The sequence below is a fragment of the Rhizobium phaseoli genome (assembly GCF_001664385.1).
Classification (GTDB): domain Bacteria; phylum Pseudomonadota; class Alphaproteobacteria; order Rhizobiales; family Rhizobiaceae; genus Rhizobium; species Rhizobium phaseoli.
Genome location: NZ_CP013532.1, coordinates 3682053 through 3701417 on the forward strand (window position 1 = coordinate 3682053; position 19365 = coordinate 3701417).

The 19365-nt window shown below is 61.2% G+C and carries 16 protein-coding genes and 1 tRNA gene; 9 read left to right on the plus strand and 8 right to left on the minus strand.

Going from position 1 to position 19365, the window contains the following annotated elements; all coding sequences use genetic code 11:
• The first annotated feature begins 1 nt into the window (after window position 1).
• Entirely contained in the window at window positions 2-478 is a 477-nt protein-coding gene (locus AMC88_RS17740) for a nucleoside deaminase (RefSeq protein ID WP_064822668.1), read from the plus strand.
• A 36-nt stretch (window positions 479-514) separates the two neighbouring features.
• Here the strand turns inward: AMC88_RS17740 and AMC88_RS17745 are convergent, their stop codons facing one another.
• Window positions 515-1405, minus strand: coding sequence for a helix-turn-helix domain-containing protein (locus AMC88_RS17745; protein ID WP_016737145.1), 891 nt, complete (start codon window positions 1403-1405; stop codon window positions 515-517).
• A 118-nt stretch (window positions 1406-1523) separates the two neighbouring features.
• Between AMC88_RS17745 and pobA the strand changes: the two genes are divergently transcribed.
• The 7 genes from pobA to AMC88_RS17780 all read left to right on the plus strand — a co-directional run bounded on the left by pobA (window position 1524) and on the right by AMC88_RS17780 (window position 8479).
• Window positions 1524-2696, plus strand: coding sequence for a 4-hydroxybenzoate 3-monooxygenase (gene pobA, locus AMC88_RS17750; protein WP_016737146.1), 1173 nt, complete (start codon window positions 1524-1526; stop codon window positions 2694-2696).
• Between the two features lie 175 nt (window positions 2697-2871).
• Entirely contained in the window at window positions 2872-4044 is a 1173-nt protein-coding gene (locus AMC88_RS17755) for an ABC transporter substrate-binding protein (protein ID WP_064825587.1), read from the plus strand.
• A 66-nt stretch (window positions 4045-4110) separates the two neighbouring features.
• The gene (locus AMC88_RS17760; RefSeq protein WP_064825588.1) at window positions 4111-4974 is read left to right on the plus strand and encodes a branched-chain amino acid ABC transporter permease; all 864 of its coding nucleotides are present in this window, start codon (window positions 4111-4113) and stop codon (window positions 4972-4974) included.
• Between the two features lies 1 nt (window position 4975).
• Window positions 4976-5977 (plus strand): branched-chain amino acid ABC transporter permease, encoded by a 1002-nt coding sequence (locus AMC88_RS17765; RefSeq protein ID WP_064825589.1) that lies wholly within the window; start codon window positions 4976-4978, stop codon window positions 5975-5977.
• Entirely contained in the window at window positions 5977-6741 is a 765-nt protein-coding gene (locus AMC88_RS17770) for an ABC transporter ATP-binding protein (protein ID WP_016737150.1), read from the plus strand. Before AMC88_RS17765 ends, AMC88_RS17770 begins: the two co-directional genes overlap by 1 nt.
• The gene (locus AMC88_RS17775) at window positions 6722-7438 is read left to right on the plus strand and encodes an ABC transporter ATP-binding protein (protein WP_064825590.1); all 717 of its coding nucleotides are present in this window, start codon (window positions 6722-6724) and stop codon (window positions 7436-7438) included. Before AMC88_RS17770 ends, AMC88_RS17775 begins: the two co-directional genes overlap by 20 nt.
• A gap of 213 nt (window positions 7439-7651) precedes the next feature.
• Entirely contained in the window at window positions 7652-8479 is an 828-nt protein-coding gene (locus AMC88_RS17780; protein ID WP_064825591.1) for a VCBS domain-containing protein, read from the plus strand.
• Between the two features lie 647 nt (window positions 8480-9126).
• Here the strand turns inward: AMC88_RS17780 and AMC88_RS17785 are convergent.
• Both AMC88_RS17785 and mnmA read right to left on the minus strand, forming a co-directional pair.
• Window positions 9127-9203, minus strand: a tRNA-Met gene (locus AMC88_RS17785).
• Between the two features lie 136 nt (window positions 9204-9339).
• Window positions 9340-10539, minus strand: coding sequence for a tRNA 2-thiouridine(34) synthase MnmA (gene mnmA / locus AMC88_RS17790; RefSeq protein WP_029532158.1), 1200 nt, complete (start codon window positions 10537-10539; stop codon window positions 9340-9342).
• A gap of 501 nt (window positions 10540-11040) precedes the next feature.
• Here mnmA and AMC88_RS17795 point away from each other — a divergent pair.
• Window positions 11041-11307: a hypothetical protein gene (locus tag AMC88_RS17795; RefSeq protein WP_010035567.1), complete on the plus strand. Its 267-nt coding sequence runs from the start codon at window positions 11041-11043 to the stop codon at window positions 11305-11307.
• Between the two features lie 79 nt (window positions 11308-11386).
• Here the strand turns inward: AMC88_RS17795 and serA are convergent, their stop codons facing one another.
• The 5 genes from serA to ftsH all read right to left on the minus strand — a co-directional run bounded on the left by serA (window position 11387) and on the right by ftsH (window position 19285).
• Window positions 11387-12982: a phosphoglycerate dehydrogenase gene (gene serA, locus AMC88_RS17800; protein ID WP_012485087.1), complete on the minus strand. Its 1596-nt coding sequence runs from the start codon at window positions 12980-12982 to the stop codon at window positions 11387-11389.
• 85 nt (window positions 12983-13067) lie between these two features.
• A complete protein-coding gene (locus AMC88_RS17805) occupies window positions 13068-14246 on the minus strand; it encodes a phosphoserine transaminase (protein ID WP_064825592.1) in 1179 nt (392 codons plus the stop codon).
• A 186-nt stretch (window positions 14247-14432) separates the two neighbouring features.
• Entirely contained in the window at window positions 14433-15269 is an 837-nt protein-coding gene (locus AMC88_RS17810; RefSeq protein ID WP_064825593.1) for an outer membrane protein, read from the minus strand.
• A 489-nt stretch (window positions 15270-15758) separates the two neighbouring features.
• Entirely contained in the window at window positions 15759-17111 is a 1353-nt protein-coding gene (gene glmM, locus AMC88_RS17815; RefSeq protein ID WP_012485090.1) for a phosphoglucosamine mutase, read from the minus strand.
• Window positions 17112-17353: 242 nt separating this feature from the next.
• Complete coding sequence (ftsH, locus tag AMC88_RS17820; protein WP_038691074.1) at window positions 17354-19285, minus strand: ATP-dependent zinc metalloprotease FtsH; 1932 nt, start codon at window positions 19283-19285, stop codon at window positions 17354-17356.
• Window positions 19286-19365 lie beyond the last annotated feature (80 nt).

A 19365-nucleotide genomic window follows, 5' to 3' on the forward strand; every position in this document is an offset into this window, starting at 1 on the left:
GATGGAAAATCACGAGCCGTTTTTACGCGAGGCGATTGCGCTCTCGAGATCCGCGATCGAACAGGGCGGCGGCGAACCGTTTGGCTCGGTGCTGGTGAAGAACGGCGAAGTAATCCTGCGCGCCGAAAACAGCGTCTTCAGCGGCCATGATATGACGAACCACGCCGAGATGAATCTGGTTAAACTGGCGGCGCAGCATTACGACACTGCTTTTCTCGCAGACTGCACGCTGTACACCAGCACGGAGCCTTGCGCGATGTGCTCCGGGGCGATCTACTGGTCAGGCATCGGGCATATGGTGTTTGCGTGCTCCGAAACGCGGCTTGGCGAGATCGCTGGAATCGGGTTGAACGTGCCGAGTCGGGCGGTATTGCAAACCGGTGCGCGCCTCGTCACCGTGGTCGGCCCAACGAGCCTCGAAGACGAAGCCGCCGAAGTCCATCAGGAATTCTGGCCGAAGCATCTGGGGAAGGCTTAGAGATAACCAGATGATGTTTAGAAGGATGCCCGCCTTCTATACACCCTCCAGCCGGACCTTCTCCCTTATCCGCCAGACCCGCGGTGTTTCTCCCGTATATTTGAGGAAGAAGCGCGAGAAATAGGCGGGGTCGGCAAAGCCGAGGCGGAATCCGATTTCCTGAACGCTGCTGAGCGTAAAGACAAGCTGACGCTTCGCCTCCTCAACGAGTTTGGCGGCGATCAACTCGTGCGGCGTGCTGCCGGTCATCGACCGGACGATCCGGGTGAGATGTGTCGGCGAAACCCCGAGCTCCCTGGCATAGAAGGATGCCGGCTTGTGGGATCGAAAATGCTGCTGAATGAGCTCGCCCAGCAGGTCCATCCGCCGCTCGTTTTCGTTTGACGAAAGCTCCCGCGCATTTCCCTCATGGGAAATCCGCGCCGTCAGCCGCAGCGCCAAGGCGACGTAGGCAGCCAAGACCTCGTTGCGGCCACTGCGGCGGTTTTCGAATTCGTCGCCCAGCCGTCGCAACGTCTGCATCACATGGGCAGCCTCCGCATGATCAGGATCGAGCGGCGTCAGATGCGGCGTCGCCAGCCATTCGCCGAGATGGCTCCGCTCGCCGGGCGGATGGCTGAGATGGGACCGCAATATGGTGATGACAAGACCGTCGATATTGCGTGAAAAACGAAAGCCGTGATTGAACCCCGGAGGAACCGTAACGACCGCCGGCGGCCGGATGGCATGGCTGCTCTCACCGAAAATCGCATCGCCCGAACCGGCTTCGATGTATAATATCTGAAAGAAACTCTCGTGGCGGTGCAACCGGATCTCCCATTGATGCAGGCTGCTGCGGGAGCGAATTGTTTCGCAATGCAACCAAAATTCCGGCGATCGTCCGACGTTTTCGCCGTAGAGCTCGTAGGTCGGTATATGCCTGCTCATCGGCTCCTCCCGCGCTGATGTTCGATTAGTGCAATTTTTAGGCGGGAATGTCCATTGAGGCGACCCAGTCGGCACGGCAGAATCTGACAAAACGCAAGAAGTGTGAGGGAGGAAGCATTTGCGAACCCAGGTCGCCATCATCGGTTCGGGACCATCCGGCTTGCTTCTCGGTCAGCTTCTGACCGAAGCCGGCATCGACAATGTCATTCTCGATCGCGTCAACAAGGATTATATCCTCGGCCGGGTGCGCGCCGGCGTTCTGGAGGAAGGCACTGTCGGGCTGCTGGATCAGGCCAAAGCCGGAGCGAGGCTACATGCCGAAGGCCTGCCGCATGAAGGCTTCTCGCTCGCCTTCGACGGACGCGACCATCGCATCGATCTCTATGAACTCACCGGCGGCAGGCGCGTCACCGTCTACGGCCAGACCGAGGTGACGCGCGACCTGATGGAGCGGCGCGAAGCAAGCGGAGCGCTGTCGATCTATAGTGCCGCCGATGTCACGCCGCATGGCTTCGACGGCCGCTCTCCTTTCGTTACCTATACAAAGGACGGCGCTGCCAGGCGCATCGATTGCGATTTCATCGCCGGCTGCGACGGCTTTCACGGCGCAAGCCGCAAGGCCGTCCCCGAACGGGCGATCAAACATTTCGAGAAGGTCTATCCCTTCGGCTGGCTGGGCCTGCTTGCCGACGTGGCGCCGGTCAGCCACGAACTGATCTACGCCAACCATCCCAGGGGCTTTGCGCTCTGCTCAATGCGTTCGGCGACACGCAGCCGCTATTATCTCCAATGCCCGCTCGACGAGAGGGTCGAGGACTGGAGCGACGACCGCTTCTGGGACGAGCTCAGACGGCGCCTGCCGGCGCATCACGCCGAGGCGTTGAAAACCGCGCCGTCCTTCGAGAAATCGATTGCTCCGTTACGCTCCTTCGTCGCCGAGCCGATGCGTTTCGGCCGGCTTTTCCTTGTCGGCGACGCCGCCCATATCGTGCCGCCGACCGGCGCCAAGGGGCTGAACCTTGCAGCCAGCGACGTCCACTACCTTTTCTCCGGCCTGATCGAGCATTACCGCGAAGGCTCGGATCATGGCATCCACGCCTATTCGCAGGTTGCACTTGCCCGTGTGTGGAAGTCCGTGCGGTTTTCCTGGTGGATGACGACGATGATGCATCGTTTCCCTGATACGAGTGATTTCGACCAAAGGATTCAAGAGGCCGAGCTCGACTATCTCACGCATTCCCGCGCCGCCTCGACGGTCCTTGCCGAAAATTATGTGGGGTTGCCATTCTGAAGCATTGCGGATGAAAGCTGCGCGCACACGCAGTGAACCGGGTGTTCGAGACGCAGAACCATAACCATCAGGTCATGTGTTTGGGGATTTATTTCATTTTACATCACCATTTCGCATGACAAGCTAATCTGAAATTCAATACGGCGCCGGAGTACGCCGAAAAGGGAGAGAGAAGATGAGGAAGTTGTTTCTGGCCGCCGCTGCGGCAATCGCGATCGGCACGAGCGCCTATGCCGACACCATCAAGGTCGGCGTCATCGGCCCGTTCTCCGGTCCCTTCGCGCTCCAGGGCAAGAACTTCAAGGCCGGGATTGATGCCTATATGGCTGTCAACGGCAGCAAGGTCGGCAACGATACCGTCGAGATTGTCTATCGCGACGTGCCGCAGGCCGATCCTGCCCAATCCAAGGCGCTTGCCCAGGAACTAATCGTCAAGGAAAAGGTCCAGTATCTCGCCGGCTTCTATTTCACCCCCGATGCCATGGCGGTGACGCCGATCCTCAAGCAGGGCAATGTGCCGATGGTCGTCATGAACGCCGCCACCTCGGCCATCGTCACCAAAAGCCCGCTCGTCGTCCGCACCTCGTTTACGACCTGGCAGACCTCGACGCCGATCGCCAAGGTCGCCTTCGACGCAGGCGTCAAGAAAGTCATTTCGGTCGTCAGCGACTATGGTCCCGGCATCGACGCCGAAAACGCCTTCAAGACCGGTTTCGAAAAGGCCGGCGGCCAGGTGGTCGAGGCGATCCGCATGCCGCTTGCGACCAACGACTTCAGCCCGATCATGCAGCGCATCAAGGATTCCGGCGCTGAGGGCGTCTTCGCCTTCCTGCCCTCAGGCCCGACGACGCTCGGCTTCGTCAAGGCCTATAACGAGAATGGCCTGAAGGCTGCCGGCATCAAGTTTTTCGCGCCCGGCGACCTGACCCGGGAATCCGATCTGCCGGCGCTGGGTGATGCCGCACTCGGCATCCAGACGACCTTCCATTATGCCGTTTCGCACGACTCGCCCGAAAACAAGGCTTTCGTCGCGGCTGCCACTAAAGCGATCGGCAACAAGGCCGAACTCTCCTTCCCCGCGGTCAGCGCCTATGACGGCATGTATGTGATCTACAAGATGATCGAGGCGACGGGCGGCAAGCAAGATGCCGAAAAGGCTGTCGATGCGGTCAAAGGCCTTGCCTGGGTGAGCCCGCGCGGCCCGGTTTCGATCGATCCGGAAAGCCGCCACATCACGCAGAACATCTATCTGCGCGAAGTCGCCAAGACGGACGACGGGACCTACATCAACAAGGAGGTCAAGACCTTCGAGAAGCAGGGCGATCCGGGCCTGGCGGCGGCCAAGTAACTTCGGGCGTCAGAACATGCGACGGGCATGGAGTTCCACGCCTGTCGCGTTCAAGCAGGTAGGTCCATGCAGACAATCTTCAGCATAGCCGTCGATGCGCTAGCCTATGGCATGGTGCTCTTCGTGATCTCGATCGGCCTTTCCGTCACCATGGGGCTGATGCGCGTCGTCAACCTCGCGCACGGCGCCTTCGCCATGATCGGGGGCTACATCGCCTCCTATGCCGCACATGACCTCGGTCTCGGTTATGCGGTGGCTGTCGTCGCTGCCGTGGTCGCCACGATCATCATCGCAATCCCGCTCGAGCGCTTTCTCTATCGCCAGATCTACGGCGCGCCGGAGCTGACCCAGGTGCTGATGACGATCGGCATCACCTTCTGCGTCATCGGCATTGCGAATTATGCAATGGGACCGACGCTGAAGACCATACCGCTTGCCGCTGCCCTGCAGGGTTCGGCCGACCTCGGCTTCCGCACCATCCCCGTGCACCGACTTTTCGTCATCCTCTGCGGCCTGGTGGTCGCGGTCTCGCTCTGGTTCGCCATCGACCGGACCAGCTTCGGCGTCAAGCTGCGCGCCTCCGTCGACGATGCGGCGATGGCGGCGGCACTCGGCGTGCGCACCGAGATCATTTATGCGGTGAGCTTTGCCGTTGCCGTCGGGCTTGCCGCCTTCGGCGGCGTGGTCGGCGCCGAGCTCCTGCCGGTCGAACCCTATTACGCGCTGCGCTACATGGTGACCTTCCTGGTCGTCGTCTCCGTCGGCGGCGCCGGCTCAATACCTGGGGCGCTGATCGCCTGCCTGCTGCTCGGCGCCATCGATACGACAGGCCGCTATCTGATGCCGGAATTCGGGGAATTCTTCTTCTATCTCGCCGTGATCGCGATCATTTGCATCTTCCCGCGCGGCCTTGCCGGAAGGGCGAAGTGAGATGGCGCTGGTGATGAACAAAGAAAACGAAGGTCTCCCGCATCGGCGCGGTTTTGTCAGCCGCGATCTCGCCGGCATCATGGTAATCATCGCCGTTGCCGCCGTCGGCTATTTCGCCTTCCCTGATAATCTCGCGCTGCTGACGCGGATGATCACCATCGCGCTGCTCGTGCTGTCGCTCGATCTCGTGACCGGTTATTGCGGCGTTGCGACGCTCGGCCATGCCGCCCTTTTCGGGTCCGGTGCCTATGCCGCCGGCATCCTGTCCGCGCATTACGGCGTCAATGATCCGCTGCTGATGCTGCTTGCCGGCATTGCCGGTGGCGCAGCTTCGGGGCTGCTCAGCGGCGCGATCATTCTGCGCGCGCATGGCCTGCCGCAGCTCGTGCTGTCGATTGCCCTCATCCACCTCTTCCATGAATTCGCCAATAAGGCCTCGTCGTGGACAGGAGGCAGTGACGGGCTTTCCGGCATCGCGCCGGACCCGATCTTCGGCCTTTTTGAATTCGATCTCTACGGTCAAACCGCCTTCTTCTTCGGAACGGCGCTGCTGCTTGTTGTCTTCGCGCTACTGCGATTGCTGGTGCGCTCGCCCTTCGGCATGCTCTGCCGCGGCATCCGGCAAGATCCGCTGCGCATCCGCGCCATGGGTGGTTCGCCGAAGGCGGCGCTCATCCGCATGTACGTCATTTCCGGCGCCGTTGCCGGTGTCGGCGGCGCGCTGAATGCGATCTCGACGCAGGTCGTCGGCCTGGACAGCCTGTCCTTCACCCAGTCAGCCGAAGCGCTCGTCATGCTCGTGCTCGGCGGCACCGGCTCCCTCTTCGGCGCGCTGTCAGGCACGATCATCTTCATGCTCTTCGAGGACTATGTCTCGGCCGCCAATCCGTTCCATTGGCTGACCATGGTCGGTGCGCTCTTGATCGCCGTTGTGCTGTTTGCGCCGAAAGGGCTTTACGGAACGGCCGCAGCGTTGATTGTCCGCCGCAGGGAGCAGCGCTGATGAGCCCGGTCTTCGAAGTTGCCAATCTCAGGAAAGCCTTCGGTGGTCTTGCCGTCACCAACGATGTCTCGCTGGCGATGGCGCCCGGCGACCGCGTCGCGCTGATCGGCCCGAACGGCGCCGGCAAGACCACTTTCGTCAATCTCGTCACCGGTAATCTCTCGCCCGATTCCGGCGAGGTCCGCCTCGGCGGTGAGACGGTGACGGCGGTTAATGCGATCGGCAGGGTCAAGCGCGGCCTCGTGCGCTCCTTTCAGGTGACACGGCTTTTCCAGGACATGACACCCGCCGAACATGTAGGACTGGCTATCCTGCAGCGGAATGGCAAGACCCGGAAGATGTTCGGAAACTTCCTCTCGATGCCCGATGTCATGGCCGAAATCGACGACCTTCTCGGAAAGCTCGGACTGACGCCGCTGATGAATCGCAAGGTCAGCGAGATTGCCTATGGGCAACAGCGGCTCCTGGAACTTGCCGTCGCGCTGGCGCTGAAGCCGAAGGTGCTGCTGCTCGACGAGCCGGCAGCCGGCGTGCCGCAGAGCGATACCGGCCGCATCGAGCAGGCGCTGGCCGACCTGCCCGGCGATCTCGCCGTGCTGATGATCGAACACGACATGGATCTCGTCTTCCGCTTCGCCAAACGCGTCATCGTGCTTGCGGCGGGCGCGATCATCTTCGATGGCCTGCCGGCCGATGTCACCAGGAATGCGCGTGTGCGCGAGGCCTATCTCGGGAATTATGCCAATGCCAGCCATATCGCTTGAGGTCGACAATCTCTCGGCCGGTTATGGCCCGACACGGGTACTGGAAAGCATTTCGTTCTCGGTGCCCGCTGGAGCACGGCTTGCCGTGCTCGGCCGCAACGGCATGGGCAAGACGACGCTGCTCGCGACACTTGCCGGGCAAACCAGGCGCTATCACGGCCACATCCGGCTCGGCGATCTGGATGTCACCGCAGCGTCGAGCGCGGCACGGGCCCACAAGGGCCTTGGATATGTGCCGCAGACGCGCTGCATCTTTCCGACACTGACGGTCGAAGAAAATCTCTTCGTCGGATTGAAGGCGCGGCCGAAAACGGTGCTGGAAGAGGCCTATGTGATGTTCCCGCGGCTGAAGGAGCGCCGCCGCAATCTCGGCAACCAACTCTCCGGCGGCGAGCAGCAGATGCTTTCCACCGCCCGCACAATTCTCGGCCGCCCGTCCGTATTGCTGCTCGACGAACCGCTGGAGGGGCTCGCCCCCGTTATTTGCGAAGAACTGATGGCTGCCTTCGCCGAACTCGCCAAGTCAGGCGACATGACCATCCTGCTCGTCGAGCAACGCATCCAGAGCGCGCTCGATTTCGCCGATCAGGTCGTCATACTCGAACGCGGCAGGTTGGCCTGGGCGGGAACACCGACAGATCTGTCCAAGGACCACGAAGCCGTCGAAACTTTTCTCGGAGTGGGCGGCCTCCATTGAGGCAACAATGCCGTATATTCCGGAAGCGGCATCAGCGTAAGACAACGCATAAATTCTCATTACCGAGCGAATCCCCCTACTAAGATCTTTAAGCTGCAGACAATTGGGCCCGTGGATTTGGCAGGCTGAGTTGATCAGACGCTGGGCAAAACTTCGTTGCCAAGCACCCGATACGCTTGCATGTTCGAACGGAACTTCAGACGGGAGGTAGAAATGGCAAACCACAAGCCGATCGCAGCGGACGTATACCAGCCCATTTTCGACGTCGACACGCCGGTTGACGGCAACATGCTGGACGGTTCCACGGATGCCGACGGAGATCCCGTGCGCCTCAACTTCGTGAACGGGCAGCGAATTCCGCAACCATCCAATCCGGACGGAGCGGCCACGACGACGGCGATCGAAGGGAAATACGGCACGCTGACCGTCTATTCCGACGGCTACTACACCTATGAACTCGATCACTCCAATCCGGTGGTATCAGCGCTCGGCCCGGGAGATCAACTCGTCGACCAGTTCAATTTCAAGATCTCGGACGGCAAAGGCGCCACCGACTTCGGCTTGCTGAATATCGCTGTCGATCTGCCGGAGCGTGGCGACATCTTCGTGAATTTCGAGGATGTCGGCAAACATGATTTCCCCACAGGCTACAAGGGCTTCGATTGGGGCGCATGGCACGATGGTGACGATGCAGCGATACAAAAGGAAGCCGACGGCAACCATTATCTGTCAGGCGGCGTATTCTGGACACCCATCCAGGCCGCCGATGGCGGCACCTTCCAGATCGAGCAATTCAGCGTGGCAAATGGCACATCGGACTATGACAACGTTCTGACGATCGAAGGGAGGCTGAACGGCGATACCGTGTTCTTGGTCACGGTCAACGTGACCGCCGACAGCATTCATGACCCGCAGGTGATTGATCTCAGCGCCTATGGCGCGATCGACTATCTCGTGCTCGACACCGAGCCCGTCATCACCGAAACCAGCGGGCCCGACTATTATGGCGCGCAATACGACAATTTCCACTTTGTCGTTTGAGGAATAGGGAAAGGGCGCCGCATCGCCAGCCCTTGCAGCTTTCCGGGCGCCGCTGCAGGGGTTCTCTGGTAGCGATTTCTTGCGATAGCTGATCGACCTGCGCCCTGTTAGCAATAGATCGTCCGAGGAGGGACGTTTATGCTGGGATGGAGGAAATGATGCATTCAATGGGATTCAGGTTAGCAGCGGTCATGTTCTCGCTGGCCTTGTGGGCCATCATTATCGCTGCGGCATCCCATCTTTGGGCGATGAAAATGCCCATCTTGCACTTTGTGCTCTACAGATAGTGCTGGCCTCGGCGTGATCAAAATCGGGGGAATGTGCGCAGCGTCTACGTTGCTTCGCAGTTTTGACTCGCTCCGTATTTGGCCACCAGAAAGCGCATGCTGCGCTGAAGCCGCGTACCGAGCTTCTCTCAGGCGCGACGTGGCTGATCCTCCTCGCCGCAGAACTCCTGCCCTTGCTACATGATCTCGCCCGTTGGCGAGGTTACAGGAGCTGCAACCCCATAACATTATTTCGAGGCGTCGGTGCGATCGTTGCGAAGAACCGAAATGAGGGAAGTACCTGTAATATGACGCAACATGGGGCGCGCCGAAGCATCGACGGAATACCACTCAACCAATTGAAGTCATTTGGTTTTGAGATGGTAGCGGAGGAGGGATTTGAACCCCCGACACAAGGATTATGATTCCTCTGCTCTGACCTACTGAGCTACTCCGCCACTGGTCAAACGATACCTGCTCGCGAAGCGCTGCGGGCTCGTGGGATGAGCGGCTTATAAGGTGCGCTTTGCCTTTGTGTCAAGCGCATGATGGAGAAAAACGGTGGGGTTTGTCGCCCGCCCTCTCCTATTGGTTTCAGGCGGCGACGGGGCTTGCGAGCAGGGCCTTGAGCGACGCCTCCGCGGCGGGCTCGCGCTCGGAGCGCTCGATGAAGCCGCCGCCGAAGACGCGGGCGTCGTCGCCGGGCGCGGAATAAAGCGCGCAGGCCTGGCCGGGGGCGATCCCAGCCTCGCCGACCGTCAGGTCGACATAGGTGCCGGTGGCATCGACATGCAGCACGGCGGGTGCCGGCGCCCTGGTCGAGCGGACCTTGGCGTAGCAGGCGAAGCCTTCGCCGGATGCGGCTTCGCCAAGCGTTTCGTCACCCAGCCAGTTGACGTCGCGCAGATAAACGCGGTGCGTCTCCAGCGCCTCCTTCGGTCCGACGATGACGCGGCGCGAGCGGGCGTCGAGGTAGACGACGTAGAGCGGCTCGCCGGTGGCGATGCCGATGCCACGGCGCTGGCCGATGGTGAAGTGCAGAATGCCTTCATGCGTTCCCAATACGCGGCCGTCGAGATGGACGATCTCGCCTGCGAGCGCCGCATTCGGCTTCAGCTTGGTGATGATGTCGGAATATTTGCCCTGCGGCACAAAGCAGATGTCCTGGCTGTCAGCCTTCTTGGCGACGACGAGGCCCATCTCTTCGGCCAGCCGGCGGGTCTCGGCCTTCGGCAGGCCGCCGAGCGGAAAGCGCAGATAGTCGATCTGCTCCTGCGTCGTGGCGAACAGGAAATAGCTCTGGTCGCGGTCGGCGTCGGCCGGACGGAACAGCGCGCGGCGGCCGGGATGTTCGGGCGAAGGGTTCGGCCGCGAACGAATATAGTGGCCGGTCGCCAGCGCATCGGCGCCGAGCTCCTTGGCGGTCGCCAGCAGATCGGCAAACTTGACGGTCTGGTTGCAGGAGACGCAGGGGATCGGCGTTTCGCCGGCCACATAGCTTTCGGCGAACGGATTGATCACCGTCTCGCGAAAGCGCTTCTCGTAATCGAGCACATAATGCGGAATGCCGAGCGTCTCGCAGACGCGGCGCGCATCGTCAATATCCTGGCCGGCGCAGCAGGACCCGGCGCGGTGAACCGCGGCGCCATGATCGTAAAGCTGCAGCGTGATGCCGAGCACGTCGTAACCCTGCTGCTTGAGAAGACCGGCCACGACGGAGGAATCGACGCCGCCCGACATGGCGACGACGACGCGGGTCTCTTCCGGCTTCTTGTCAAAATCCAGTGTGTTCAACGGTGGTGCCAAATTCTGCGCGCTCATCATCCGCCCTTGCGCTGCAATTGCGGCGGATTGCTGTATCAGGCGGGATCGGCCGCCTTTCGATAAGCGATCGATATAGAAAGGATTGTATCGGGACGCAAGGGGCGGCTTTCGGGCGGTCGATCGTTTCGCCAGCGAGAAAGGAAAGGCGCGGCCGAGGCCACGCCTTGAAAGCGGGGGTGCGGCTCAGGTGCCGATCAGCTTGTTGCAGGCGAATGCGATGCCTGGATTGGCGATGATGGCGGTCATAAGCGCCAGTCCGATTATCGAGTATGAATAGCGTTTCATATGCATCCTCCTTTCAGCCAATGCGAATTATGCGACTGCGGCCGCCGTCCTCAAAATAACGAATGCTTGAGCACCAGCCGGCTCAACCGGAGATCGTCGAGCAAATAATTATCGCCCTATGGAACTATTCTTTCGATCATGCGTTCCGGGTGATCAATGTCGCAATCGAATGCTGCGGAGGGTTTCATGGCCAGGTTCGGCACGACGGCGGATTACAACAGGATCAGACACTGGATCGAAGAGCGAGGCGGCCATCCCGCCCGCATCAAGGACGCGAGCGACAGCGAAACCGTCCGCGTCGATTTTTCCTCGGAAACGCAGGAGGAGATTTCCTGGGACGAATTTTTCCAGGGTCTCGACGGCAGCAGGCGTGCCTTCCTTCATCGCACCAAGGCTGAGGACGATAGAGCCCGTTTCGGCAAGATCGTCCGCCGCAAGCGCTTGCCTCACTGAAATATACCCATTGATGATCAGAAAACCCGGCGCCGTTTCCCGCGCCGGGTTTTCCCTATTTCCTTGGGAGGAAGGAAACTCAGTCTACGTTGAATGTCAGCAGCTTTGCCTGGCGGATTGCCTGGTGCGCCGTCAGCCGTTCGAGCACGCCGTCCTCCACCTCGCCATCGACATAGAGCAGCGCGATGGCGTCGCCACCCTGCTTGTCGCGGCCGAGCTGGAAGTTGGCGATGTTGACGCCGGCAGCACCGAGCGTCGTGCCGATGAAGCCGATCATGCCAGGGACGTCGGTATTGGTGATGTAGATCATGTGCGAGCCGACGTCGGCATCGAGATTGATGCCCTTGATCTGGATGAAGCGCGGCTTGCCGTCCGAAAACACCGTGCCGGCGATCGAACGCGTCATGCTCTCGGTCGTCACCGTCAGCTTGATATAGCCGTCGAAGACACCCGTCTTGTCGCGCTTGACCTCGGAGAGCACGATGCCCTTTTCCTTGATCATGATCGGCGCCGAAACCATGTTGACGTCGGCGACCTGCGAGCGGATGAGACCGGCAAGCGCCGCGCTCGTCAGCGCCCGCGTGTTCATGTTGGCGGTGACGCCGTCATAAAGGATCTCGATTTCCTTGATCGGCTCCTCGGTGACCTGGCCGACGAAGGCGCCGAGAACGTCGGCAAGACGGATGAAGGGCTTGAGGATCGGCGCTTCTTCCGCGGTGATCGACGGCATGTTGATGGCGTTGGAGACTGCGCCTTTGACGAGATAGTCCGACATCTGTTCGGCCACCTGCAGAGCGACGTTTTCCTGCGCTTCGGTCGTCGAGGCGCCGAGATGCGGGGTGCAGACGACGTTCGGCAGGCCGAAGAGCGGGCTTTCCTTGGCGGGCTCGACCTCGAACACGTCGAAGGCGGCACCGGCGACATGGCCCGACTTGATCGCTTCGGCAAGAGCCGCTTCGTCGACCAGGCCGCCGCGGGCGCAGTTGATGATGCGCACACCGGGCTTGGTCTTCGCCAGCGCTTCCTTGTTGAGGATGCCGCGCGTCTTGTCGGTCATCGGCACGTGCAGCGTGATGAAATCGGCGCGGGCGAAGAGCTCGTCCAGCTCGACCTTGGTGACGCCCATCTCCTCGGCGCGCTCCTTGGAGAGGAACGGGTCATAGGCGACGACATGCATCTTGAGGCCGATGGCGCGGGCGCAGACAATCGAGCCGATATTGCCGGCGCCGATGACGCCGAGCGTCTTGCCGGTGATCTCGACACCCATGAATTTCGACTTCTCCCACTTGCCGGCCTGCGTCGAGGTATCGGCTGCCGGAAGCTGGCGGGCGACGGCGAACATCAGCGCGATCGCGTGTTCGGCGGTGGTGATCGAATTGCCGAAGGGCGTGTTCATGACGATGATGCCGCGGCGCGAGGCGGCGGGAATATCGACATTGTCGACGCCGATGCCGGCGCGGCCGACGACCTTGAGGTTCTTCGCCCCTTCGATGATCTTTTCCGTCACCTTGGTGGCGGAGCGGATGGCAAGGCCATCATATTTGCCGATGACTTCGAGCAGACGGTCCTTGTCCTTGCCGAGCTGCGGTTCGAAATCGACTTCAACGCCGCGGTCGCGGAAGATCTGGACGGCGGTTTCCGACAATTCGTCGGATACGAGAACGCGAGGTGCCATGAGGGACTCCTTCAAAAAATGTTCAGCGATGGATGAAATCAGGGATGCTGGGCTCCGCCTCGTGGCGGAGCCGGATGCGGTCACGTCAGGCGGCGGCCTGAGAGAGCTGCGCCTTCTGCGTTTCGAAGGCCCAGGAAAGCCAGGGCATCAGCTTCTGCATATCGGACGCCTCGATCGTGGCACCCGCCCAGATGCGCAGACCCGACGGCGCGTCGCGGTAGTGGCCGATGTCATAGGCGACACCTTCCTTTTCCAGGAGGCCGACCAGACCCTTGGCGAAATTCGCCTGGCCATCGTCGTCGAGAGCCGCGATGTCCTTGTCGACGATCTTCAGGCAGACGGAGGTGTTGGAGGCCGTTTCAGCCTTGACGGCGAGATTGGCGATCCAGTCGTTTGCCGCGACGAAATCGTGAATGACCTTGGCATTGGCATCGGCGCGCGCGATCAGCGCCTTGAGGCCGCCGAGATCCTTGGCCCAGAGCAGCGCATCGATATAGTCCTCGACGCAGAGCATCGACGGCGTGTTGATCGTCTCGCCCTGGAAGATGCCTTCCGTCAGCTTGCCGCCCGAGGTCATGCGGAAGATCTTCGGCAGCGGCCAGGCCGGCGTATAGGTGGTGAGGCGCTCGACGGCGCGCGGCGAAAGGATGATGACGCCATGTGCGCCCTCGCCGCCCAGAACCTTCTGCCAGGAGAAGGTGACGACATCGAGCTTGGCGAAATCGAGTTCCTGGGCGAAAGCGGCCGAAGTGGCGTCGCAGATCGTCAATCCCTTGCGGTCGGCGGGGATGAAATCGCCGTTCGGCACGCGCACACCCGAAGTCGTACCGTTCCAGGTGAAGACGACGTCACGGTCGAAATCGATGGCGGAGAGATCGGGAAGCTCGCCGTATCCGGCTTCGAGCCTGCGCACATCCTTGAGCTTCAGCTGCTTGACGACATCGGTGACCCAGCCGGCGCCGAAGCTTTCCCAGGCGAGCATGTCGACGCCGCGTTCGCCGAGCAGCGACCACAACGCCATTTCGACGGCGCCGGTGTCGGAGGCCGGAACGATGCCGATGCGGTAATCCGCCGGCACTTCGAGAATTTCACGGGTAAGGTCGATGGCCTGCTTGAGCTTGGTCTTGCCGACCTTCGCGCGGTGCGAACGGCCGAGGGCCGCGTCGGAAAGGGCTTCGAGCGACCAACCAGGGCGCTTCGAGCAGGGGCCAGAAGAAAAATGAGTATTGTGCGGACGGATGTCCGGCTTTGCGGTCTTCGCCATGATGCTATCCTCTCAGATAGAAAGCCCTTCGTTGGGGAAGGGTGTCCCGCCGCCGTGTGTATGGATCGGCGGCGTCATAGTCAAGATCGAAGTGTCGCAGAGGGAAGGTATTTTGACGCAGGCGGGGTGGCGGAAATGAAAAAAGCCGCCCCTGCGGGGGCGGCTTTCTGATGAAGAGCATTGAGTTTACTTGTAGACCGGCTGCTGCAGTGGAATTTCCGGGGGCGGTTCGTAGCTCGCCTGGGCGCAGCCGCCGAACAGATAGCGGCCACCGACGCGGACTTCATGGGCGCTGAGGCCCTTGTCGCGGCCCGGGCCGCCATTATCGGCATAGCCGAACATGTTGCCGCCATCGATATGCAGGTAGCGGTAGCCGACATCGGCCTTGAAGTTGCAGGTGACGTCCACCGAGGCGCCGGCCATGAGGGCGTAGGTGAAGCGCCAGTTGCCCTTGCCGCCGTGGGTGACTTCGTCGTCGCAGAAGCTGCCGTCATCGGCGCAGGCGACGTTGCGCAGGTTTTTCCACTTGACGTAGGAGCCGCCGATACCGGCGCCGACATAAGGCGTGACGTAGCCGTAGGTGCCGAGATCGACATAGGCATTGGCCAGCAGCGTGTAGGCCGTCAGCGAAGAGCGGTCGCTCGAGGTGCAATCCACCAGCGGGAAGCCGCACTGCCCGACCGTCGAGCCGCGGAAGTCGGCCTGCGTGAGATAGTCGAAGGTCAGATCGGTGCGGAGGTAGCTGTTGATCTGGTAACCGACACCGCCGCCGATCGTCCATGCGTCGTCGAGGTCAGCGTCGTCGAAATCGACTTCGTTGGCATTGCTGCCCTGGAAATAGCGGGCGCCGCGAAGATCGGTAAAGGCATAACCGACATCGCCGCGCAGGTACCAGCCCGTCGCTTCACTGACCGCCACCTCGGGCGGCTGCTCCGGGATGGGCTCGGCCGGAGCCAGGTCCGCGGAATAGGCATTTGTCGCGATCAACAATGCCGCGAAGATGCCGGACAAGCTTCTTTTCATGGATCCCACTCCAAAATCCGTTACATCGGCAGGCTCAGGTCGCTGCCAATCTGATACGCTTCGTATGGATAATGAACCGGAAACGTTAAAAGCTGCTTAACCACGATTATTTACTGTGAATCTTGAAGTTTCCGAGAGAGGGGAAACTTGGATTGCCGCGGCAAGTCTTTGAAGAGACGATCTGACGAGACGATTTGGCTTTGCTTGCGCACGGGGTGATAAATTGGCGAGGACGTCCGCCTCACCCACCCTGATTCCTGTGACGAGCACAGGAACGAGGGAGGATAGGTTGATACTTGCACTGGATTTTCTGCTGTGGCGCGTAGCGTCGACCGAAGCGTCAGCACGCCCATCAGCTACACAGCACGCCAATTAGCACTCATCCTGGAGATGCCCCGAAGGGGTCTCCAAGGACGGGGGCAGCGAGAGGCCTCGCCCATCCTCCAAGCCCCGCCAAGCTTGCCGCCAAGCCTGATCTGCCCTCAAAAATCAGGCAGCGCTACGAACGTTTGAAATCGTACCGATCAACTCGTTGACGATGCGCTCGATCTGGGCGCGATCGTCGCCCTCGGCCATGACGCGGATCAGCGGCTCGGTGCCGGAGGGCCGGATGACAAGCCTGCCGGTCTTGGCAAGCTCGGCTTCGGCATCGGCGATCGCCTTCTGCACCTGGATATCCTCCAGCGGCTTGCCGCCGCTGATGCGGACATTGCGCAGCAGCTGCGGCACCGGCTCGAAGCGGCGGCAGACCTCGCTGACGGTCCTGCCGGTGCGTTTGACGGCGGCAAGGATCTGCAGTGCGGCAACCAGGCCGTCGCCCGTCGTGCCATAATCCGACAGCACGATATGACCCGACTGCTCGCCGCCGACATTGTAATTGTGCTGGCGCATATGCTCGACGACATAACGGTCGCCGACCTTCGTGCGGGCGAGCGCCATGCCGCGCTCGTCGAGGAAACGCTCGAGGCCGAGGTTGGACATGACAGTGGCGACGATGCCATTGCCGCGCAGCTGCTGGCTCTCGGCCCAGCTCTCGGCAATGACGGCCATGAGCTGGTCGCCGTCGACGATCGAACCATTCTCATCGACGATGATGACGCGGTCTGCATCGCCATCGAGCGCGATGCCGATATCGGCACGCACCTCATCGACCTTCTTCTGCAGCGCGACCGGGCTCGTGGAGCCGCAATTGAGATTGATATTAGTGCCGTTCGGCTCGTTGCCGATGGTGACGACGTCGGCGCCGAGCTCCCAGAGCACGGCGGGCGCCACCTTATAGGCGGCGCCGTTGGCGCAGTCGATGGCGATCCGCAGGCCCTGCAGGGTCACGTCGCGTGGCAGGGTGCGCTTGGCGTGTTCGATATAACGGTCATGCACGCCGTCGACGCGCTTGGCACGGCCGATGTCGTCGGACTTGGCGAGCTGCGTGCTCAGGTCCTTTTCGAGCAAATCCTCGATCTCGGCTTCGATGTCGTCGGAGAGCTTATAGCCGTCGGGGCCGAACAGCTTGATGCCGTTATCCTCGTAAGGATTGTGCGAAGCGGAGATCATCACGCCGATATCGCAGCGCAGCGAACGGGTCAGCATGGCGACCGCAGGCGTCGGGATCGGGCCGAGGATGAAGGCATCAAGGCCAGCGGCGGTGAAACCCGCGACCATGGCATTTTCGAGCATATAGCCGGAAAGGCGCGTGTCCTTGCCGATAACGACGCGATGGCGATGGTTGCCGCGGCGGAAGATCGTGCCGGCGGCGATGCCGACCCGCATGGCGAGATCCGGCGTCATCGGGAAGACATTGGATTGACCTCGAATGCCATCCGTACCGAAATAGCGTCTTTTCATCTGCACTCCTGCGCTTTCCGCGCGCCATTCAAGGCAGCGCATCGTTCCAAGCGAATTTGGCTTCAAAGGTCCGTCGTCAAGCCCAGAGCGCCTGAATCAGACCTGCCTCAATTTATCGGGATGCCACAAAACATGGGCATCGGCACGTAAATTACCGAGAAAAATGAATATATCCCGTTACCAATAGAAAAGGCCGGATCTCCCAAGGGGAAATCCGGCCTTGTTCAGCCTGGTGACGCCGCTCAATGCGGCTGCGGCTCGAGGCCGGCTTCGGGCTCGTCGCCCTTGGTCGCGGGCCGCGCGCCGGCCTTCGGAACGGCCGAGCCGCGGCTCGGCGGCGAGTCGTCGCCGAGATCGCGCGAAGGCTTCTCGCCGCGGATCAGCGCCTTGATCTCCTCGCCGGTCAGCGTCTCGTATTCGAGCAGGCCTTCGGCGAGAGCAACGAATTCATCGTGCTTTTCCGTGAGGATCGTGCGGGCCTGGGTATAGGCTTCGTCGATCAGGCGGCGCACTTCATTGTCGATCTTCTGCGCGGTGGCTTCCGAAACGTTCTTGGACTGCGATACCGAGTGACCGAGGAAGACTTCCTGCTGGTTCTCGCCGTAAGCGACCTGACCAAGCTGATCGGAGAAGCCCCATTGCGTGACCATGGCGCGGGCGAGCTTGGTCGCCTGCTCGATGTCGGAGGAGGCACCCGATGTGATGTTCTCTTTGCCGAAGGTGAGCTCTTCGGCGACACGGCCGCCCATCATGATGCAGAGACGCGACACCATCCACTTGTAGCTCATCGAGTAGCGGTCGCCCTCGGGAAGCTGCATGACCATGCCGAGCGCACGGCCGCGCGGAATGATTGTCGCCTTGTGCAGCGGATCGGCGACGGCAACATTGAGCGCGGTGATGGCGTGGCCGGCTTCGTGATAGGCGGTGAGCTTTTTCTCTGCCTCGGTCATCGCCGAGGAGCGGCGCTCGGCGCCCATCATGATCTTGTCCTTGGCGTCCTCGAATTCCTGCATGGTGACGACCCGCTTGTTGCGGCGGGCGGCCATGAGGGCGGCTTCGTTGACGAGGTTCATCAGGTCGGCGCCGGAAAAGCCGGGCGTGCCACGGGCGAGAACCTTGAGATCGACATTTGGCGCCAGCGGCACGTTGCGGGCATGCACCTTGAGGATGCGCTCACGCCCGACGATGTCAGGGTTCGGCACCACGACCTGACGGTCGAAGCGGCCCGGACGCAGCAGCGCCGGATCGAGAACGTCAGGGCGGTTCGTGGCAGCGATCAAGATCACGCCTTCATTCGCCTCGAAGCCGTCCATCTCGACCAGCAACTGGTTCAGCGTCTGCTCGCGTTCGTCGTTGCCGCCGCCGAGACCGGCGCCGCGATGGCGGCCGACCGCATCGATTTCGTCGATGAAGATGATGCAGGGCGCATTCTTCTTCGCCTGTTCGAACATGTCACGTACGCGGCTTGCGCCGACGCCGACGAACATTTCGACGAAGTCGGAACCGGAAATCGTGAAAAACGGCACATTGGCTTCGCCGGCGACCGAGCGGGCGAGCAGCGTCTTACCGGTACCCGGAGGGCCGACGAGCAACACGCCGCGCGGGATCTTGCCGCCGAGACGCTGGAACTTCTGCGGATCACGCAGGAATTCGACGATTTCTTCGAGATCCTGCTTTGCCTCATCGACGCCGGCGACGTCATCGAAGGTCACGCGGCCATGCGCTTCGGTTAGAAGCTTGGCTTTGGACTTCCCGAAGCCCATCGCGCCGCGCGAGCCACCCTGCATCTGTCGCATGAAGAACAGCCAGACGCCGAGGATGAGAAGCATCGGCAAGAGCGTGCCGAGATAGCTCAAAAAACCCGAGGAACCGTCCGTTTCCGGACGGGCGGAAACCAGGACATTCTTCTGCTGCAGGCGATCGAGCAGGCTGTCGTCGATTACAGGGGAATAGGTCTGAAAGGTGGTGCCGTTTTCAACATAGCTTCCGGAAACACGGTTACCCGTGACCACGACGTCCTTCACGCGGCCCGCATCGACCTCACGCAGAAACTGCGAATAGGGGATTTCGCGGGAGCCAGTCTGCGCCGGAGCCGTCTGAAACATACTGAACAGGGCGATCAGCAGAAGTGCTATGATCGCCCACAAGGCAAAATTACGTAAGTTAGGGTTCATTGAACTCCCCAGCACTGGAACAGCCGCCTCATGGCGACGGTCTTATTCATTCTAACATAGGGTTGCGCCGTGCTGTTGCC

Excerpts from the sequence above, each read along its gene's own strand:
- AMC88_RS17740 (WP_064822668.1), top strand. The coding sequence starts at position 2 with ATGGAAAATCACGAGCCGTTTTTACGCGAGGCGATTGCGCTCTCGAGA.
- AMC88_RS17745 (WP_016737145.1), bottom strand. The coding sequence starts at position 1,405 with ATGAGCAGGCATATACCGACCTACGAGCTCTACGGCGAAAACGTCGGA.
- AMC88_RS17755 (WP_064825587.1), top strand. The coding sequence starts at position 2,872 with ATGAGGAAGTTGTTTCTGGCCGCCGCTGCGGCAATCGCGATCGGCACG.
- AMC88_RS17760 (WP_064825588.1), top strand. The coding sequence starts at position 4,111 with ATGCAGACAATCTTCAGCATAGCCGTCGATGCGCTAGCCTATGGCATG.
- AMC88_RS17765 (WP_064825589.1), top strand. The coding sequence starts at position 4,976 with ATGGCGCTGGTGATGAACAAAGAAAACGAAGGTCTCCCGCATCGGCGC.
- AMC88_RS17770 (WP_016737150.1), top strand. The coding sequence starts at position 5,977 with ATGAGCCCGGTCTTCGAAGTTGCCAATCTCAGGAAAGCCTTCGGTGGT.
- AMC88_RS17775 (WP_064825590.1), top strand. The coding sequence starts at position 6,722 with ATGCCAGCCATATCGCTTGAGGTCGACAATCTCTCGGCCGGTTATGGC.
- AMC88_RS17780 (WP_064825591.1), top strand. The coding sequence starts at position 7,652 with ATGGCAAACCACAAGCCGATCGCAGCGGACGTATACCAGCCCATTTTC.
- AMC88_RS17795 (WP_010035567.1), top strand. The coding sequence starts at position 11,041 with ATGGCCAGGTTCGGCACGACGGCGGATTACAACAGGATCAGACACTGG.
- serA (WP_012485087.1), bottom strand. The coding sequence starts at position 12,982 with ATGGCACCTCGCGTTCTCGTATCCGACGAATTGTCGGAAACCGCCGTC.
- AMC88_RS17805 (WP_064825592.1), bottom strand. The coding sequence starts at position 14,246 with ATGGCGAAGACCGCAAAGCCGGACATCCGTCCGCACAATACTCATTTT.
- AMC88_RS17810 (WP_064825593.1), bottom strand. The coding sequence starts at position 15,269 with ATGAAAAGAAGCTTGTCCGGCATCTTCGCGGCATTGTTGATCGCGACA.
- glmM (WP_012485090.1), bottom strand. The coding sequence starts at position 17,111 with ATGAAAAGACGCTATTTCGGTACGGATGGCATTCGAGGTCAATCCAAT.
- ftsH (WP_038691074.1), bottom strand. The coding sequence starts at position 19,285 with ATGAACCCTAACTTACGTAATTTTGCCTTGTGGGCGATCATAGCACTT.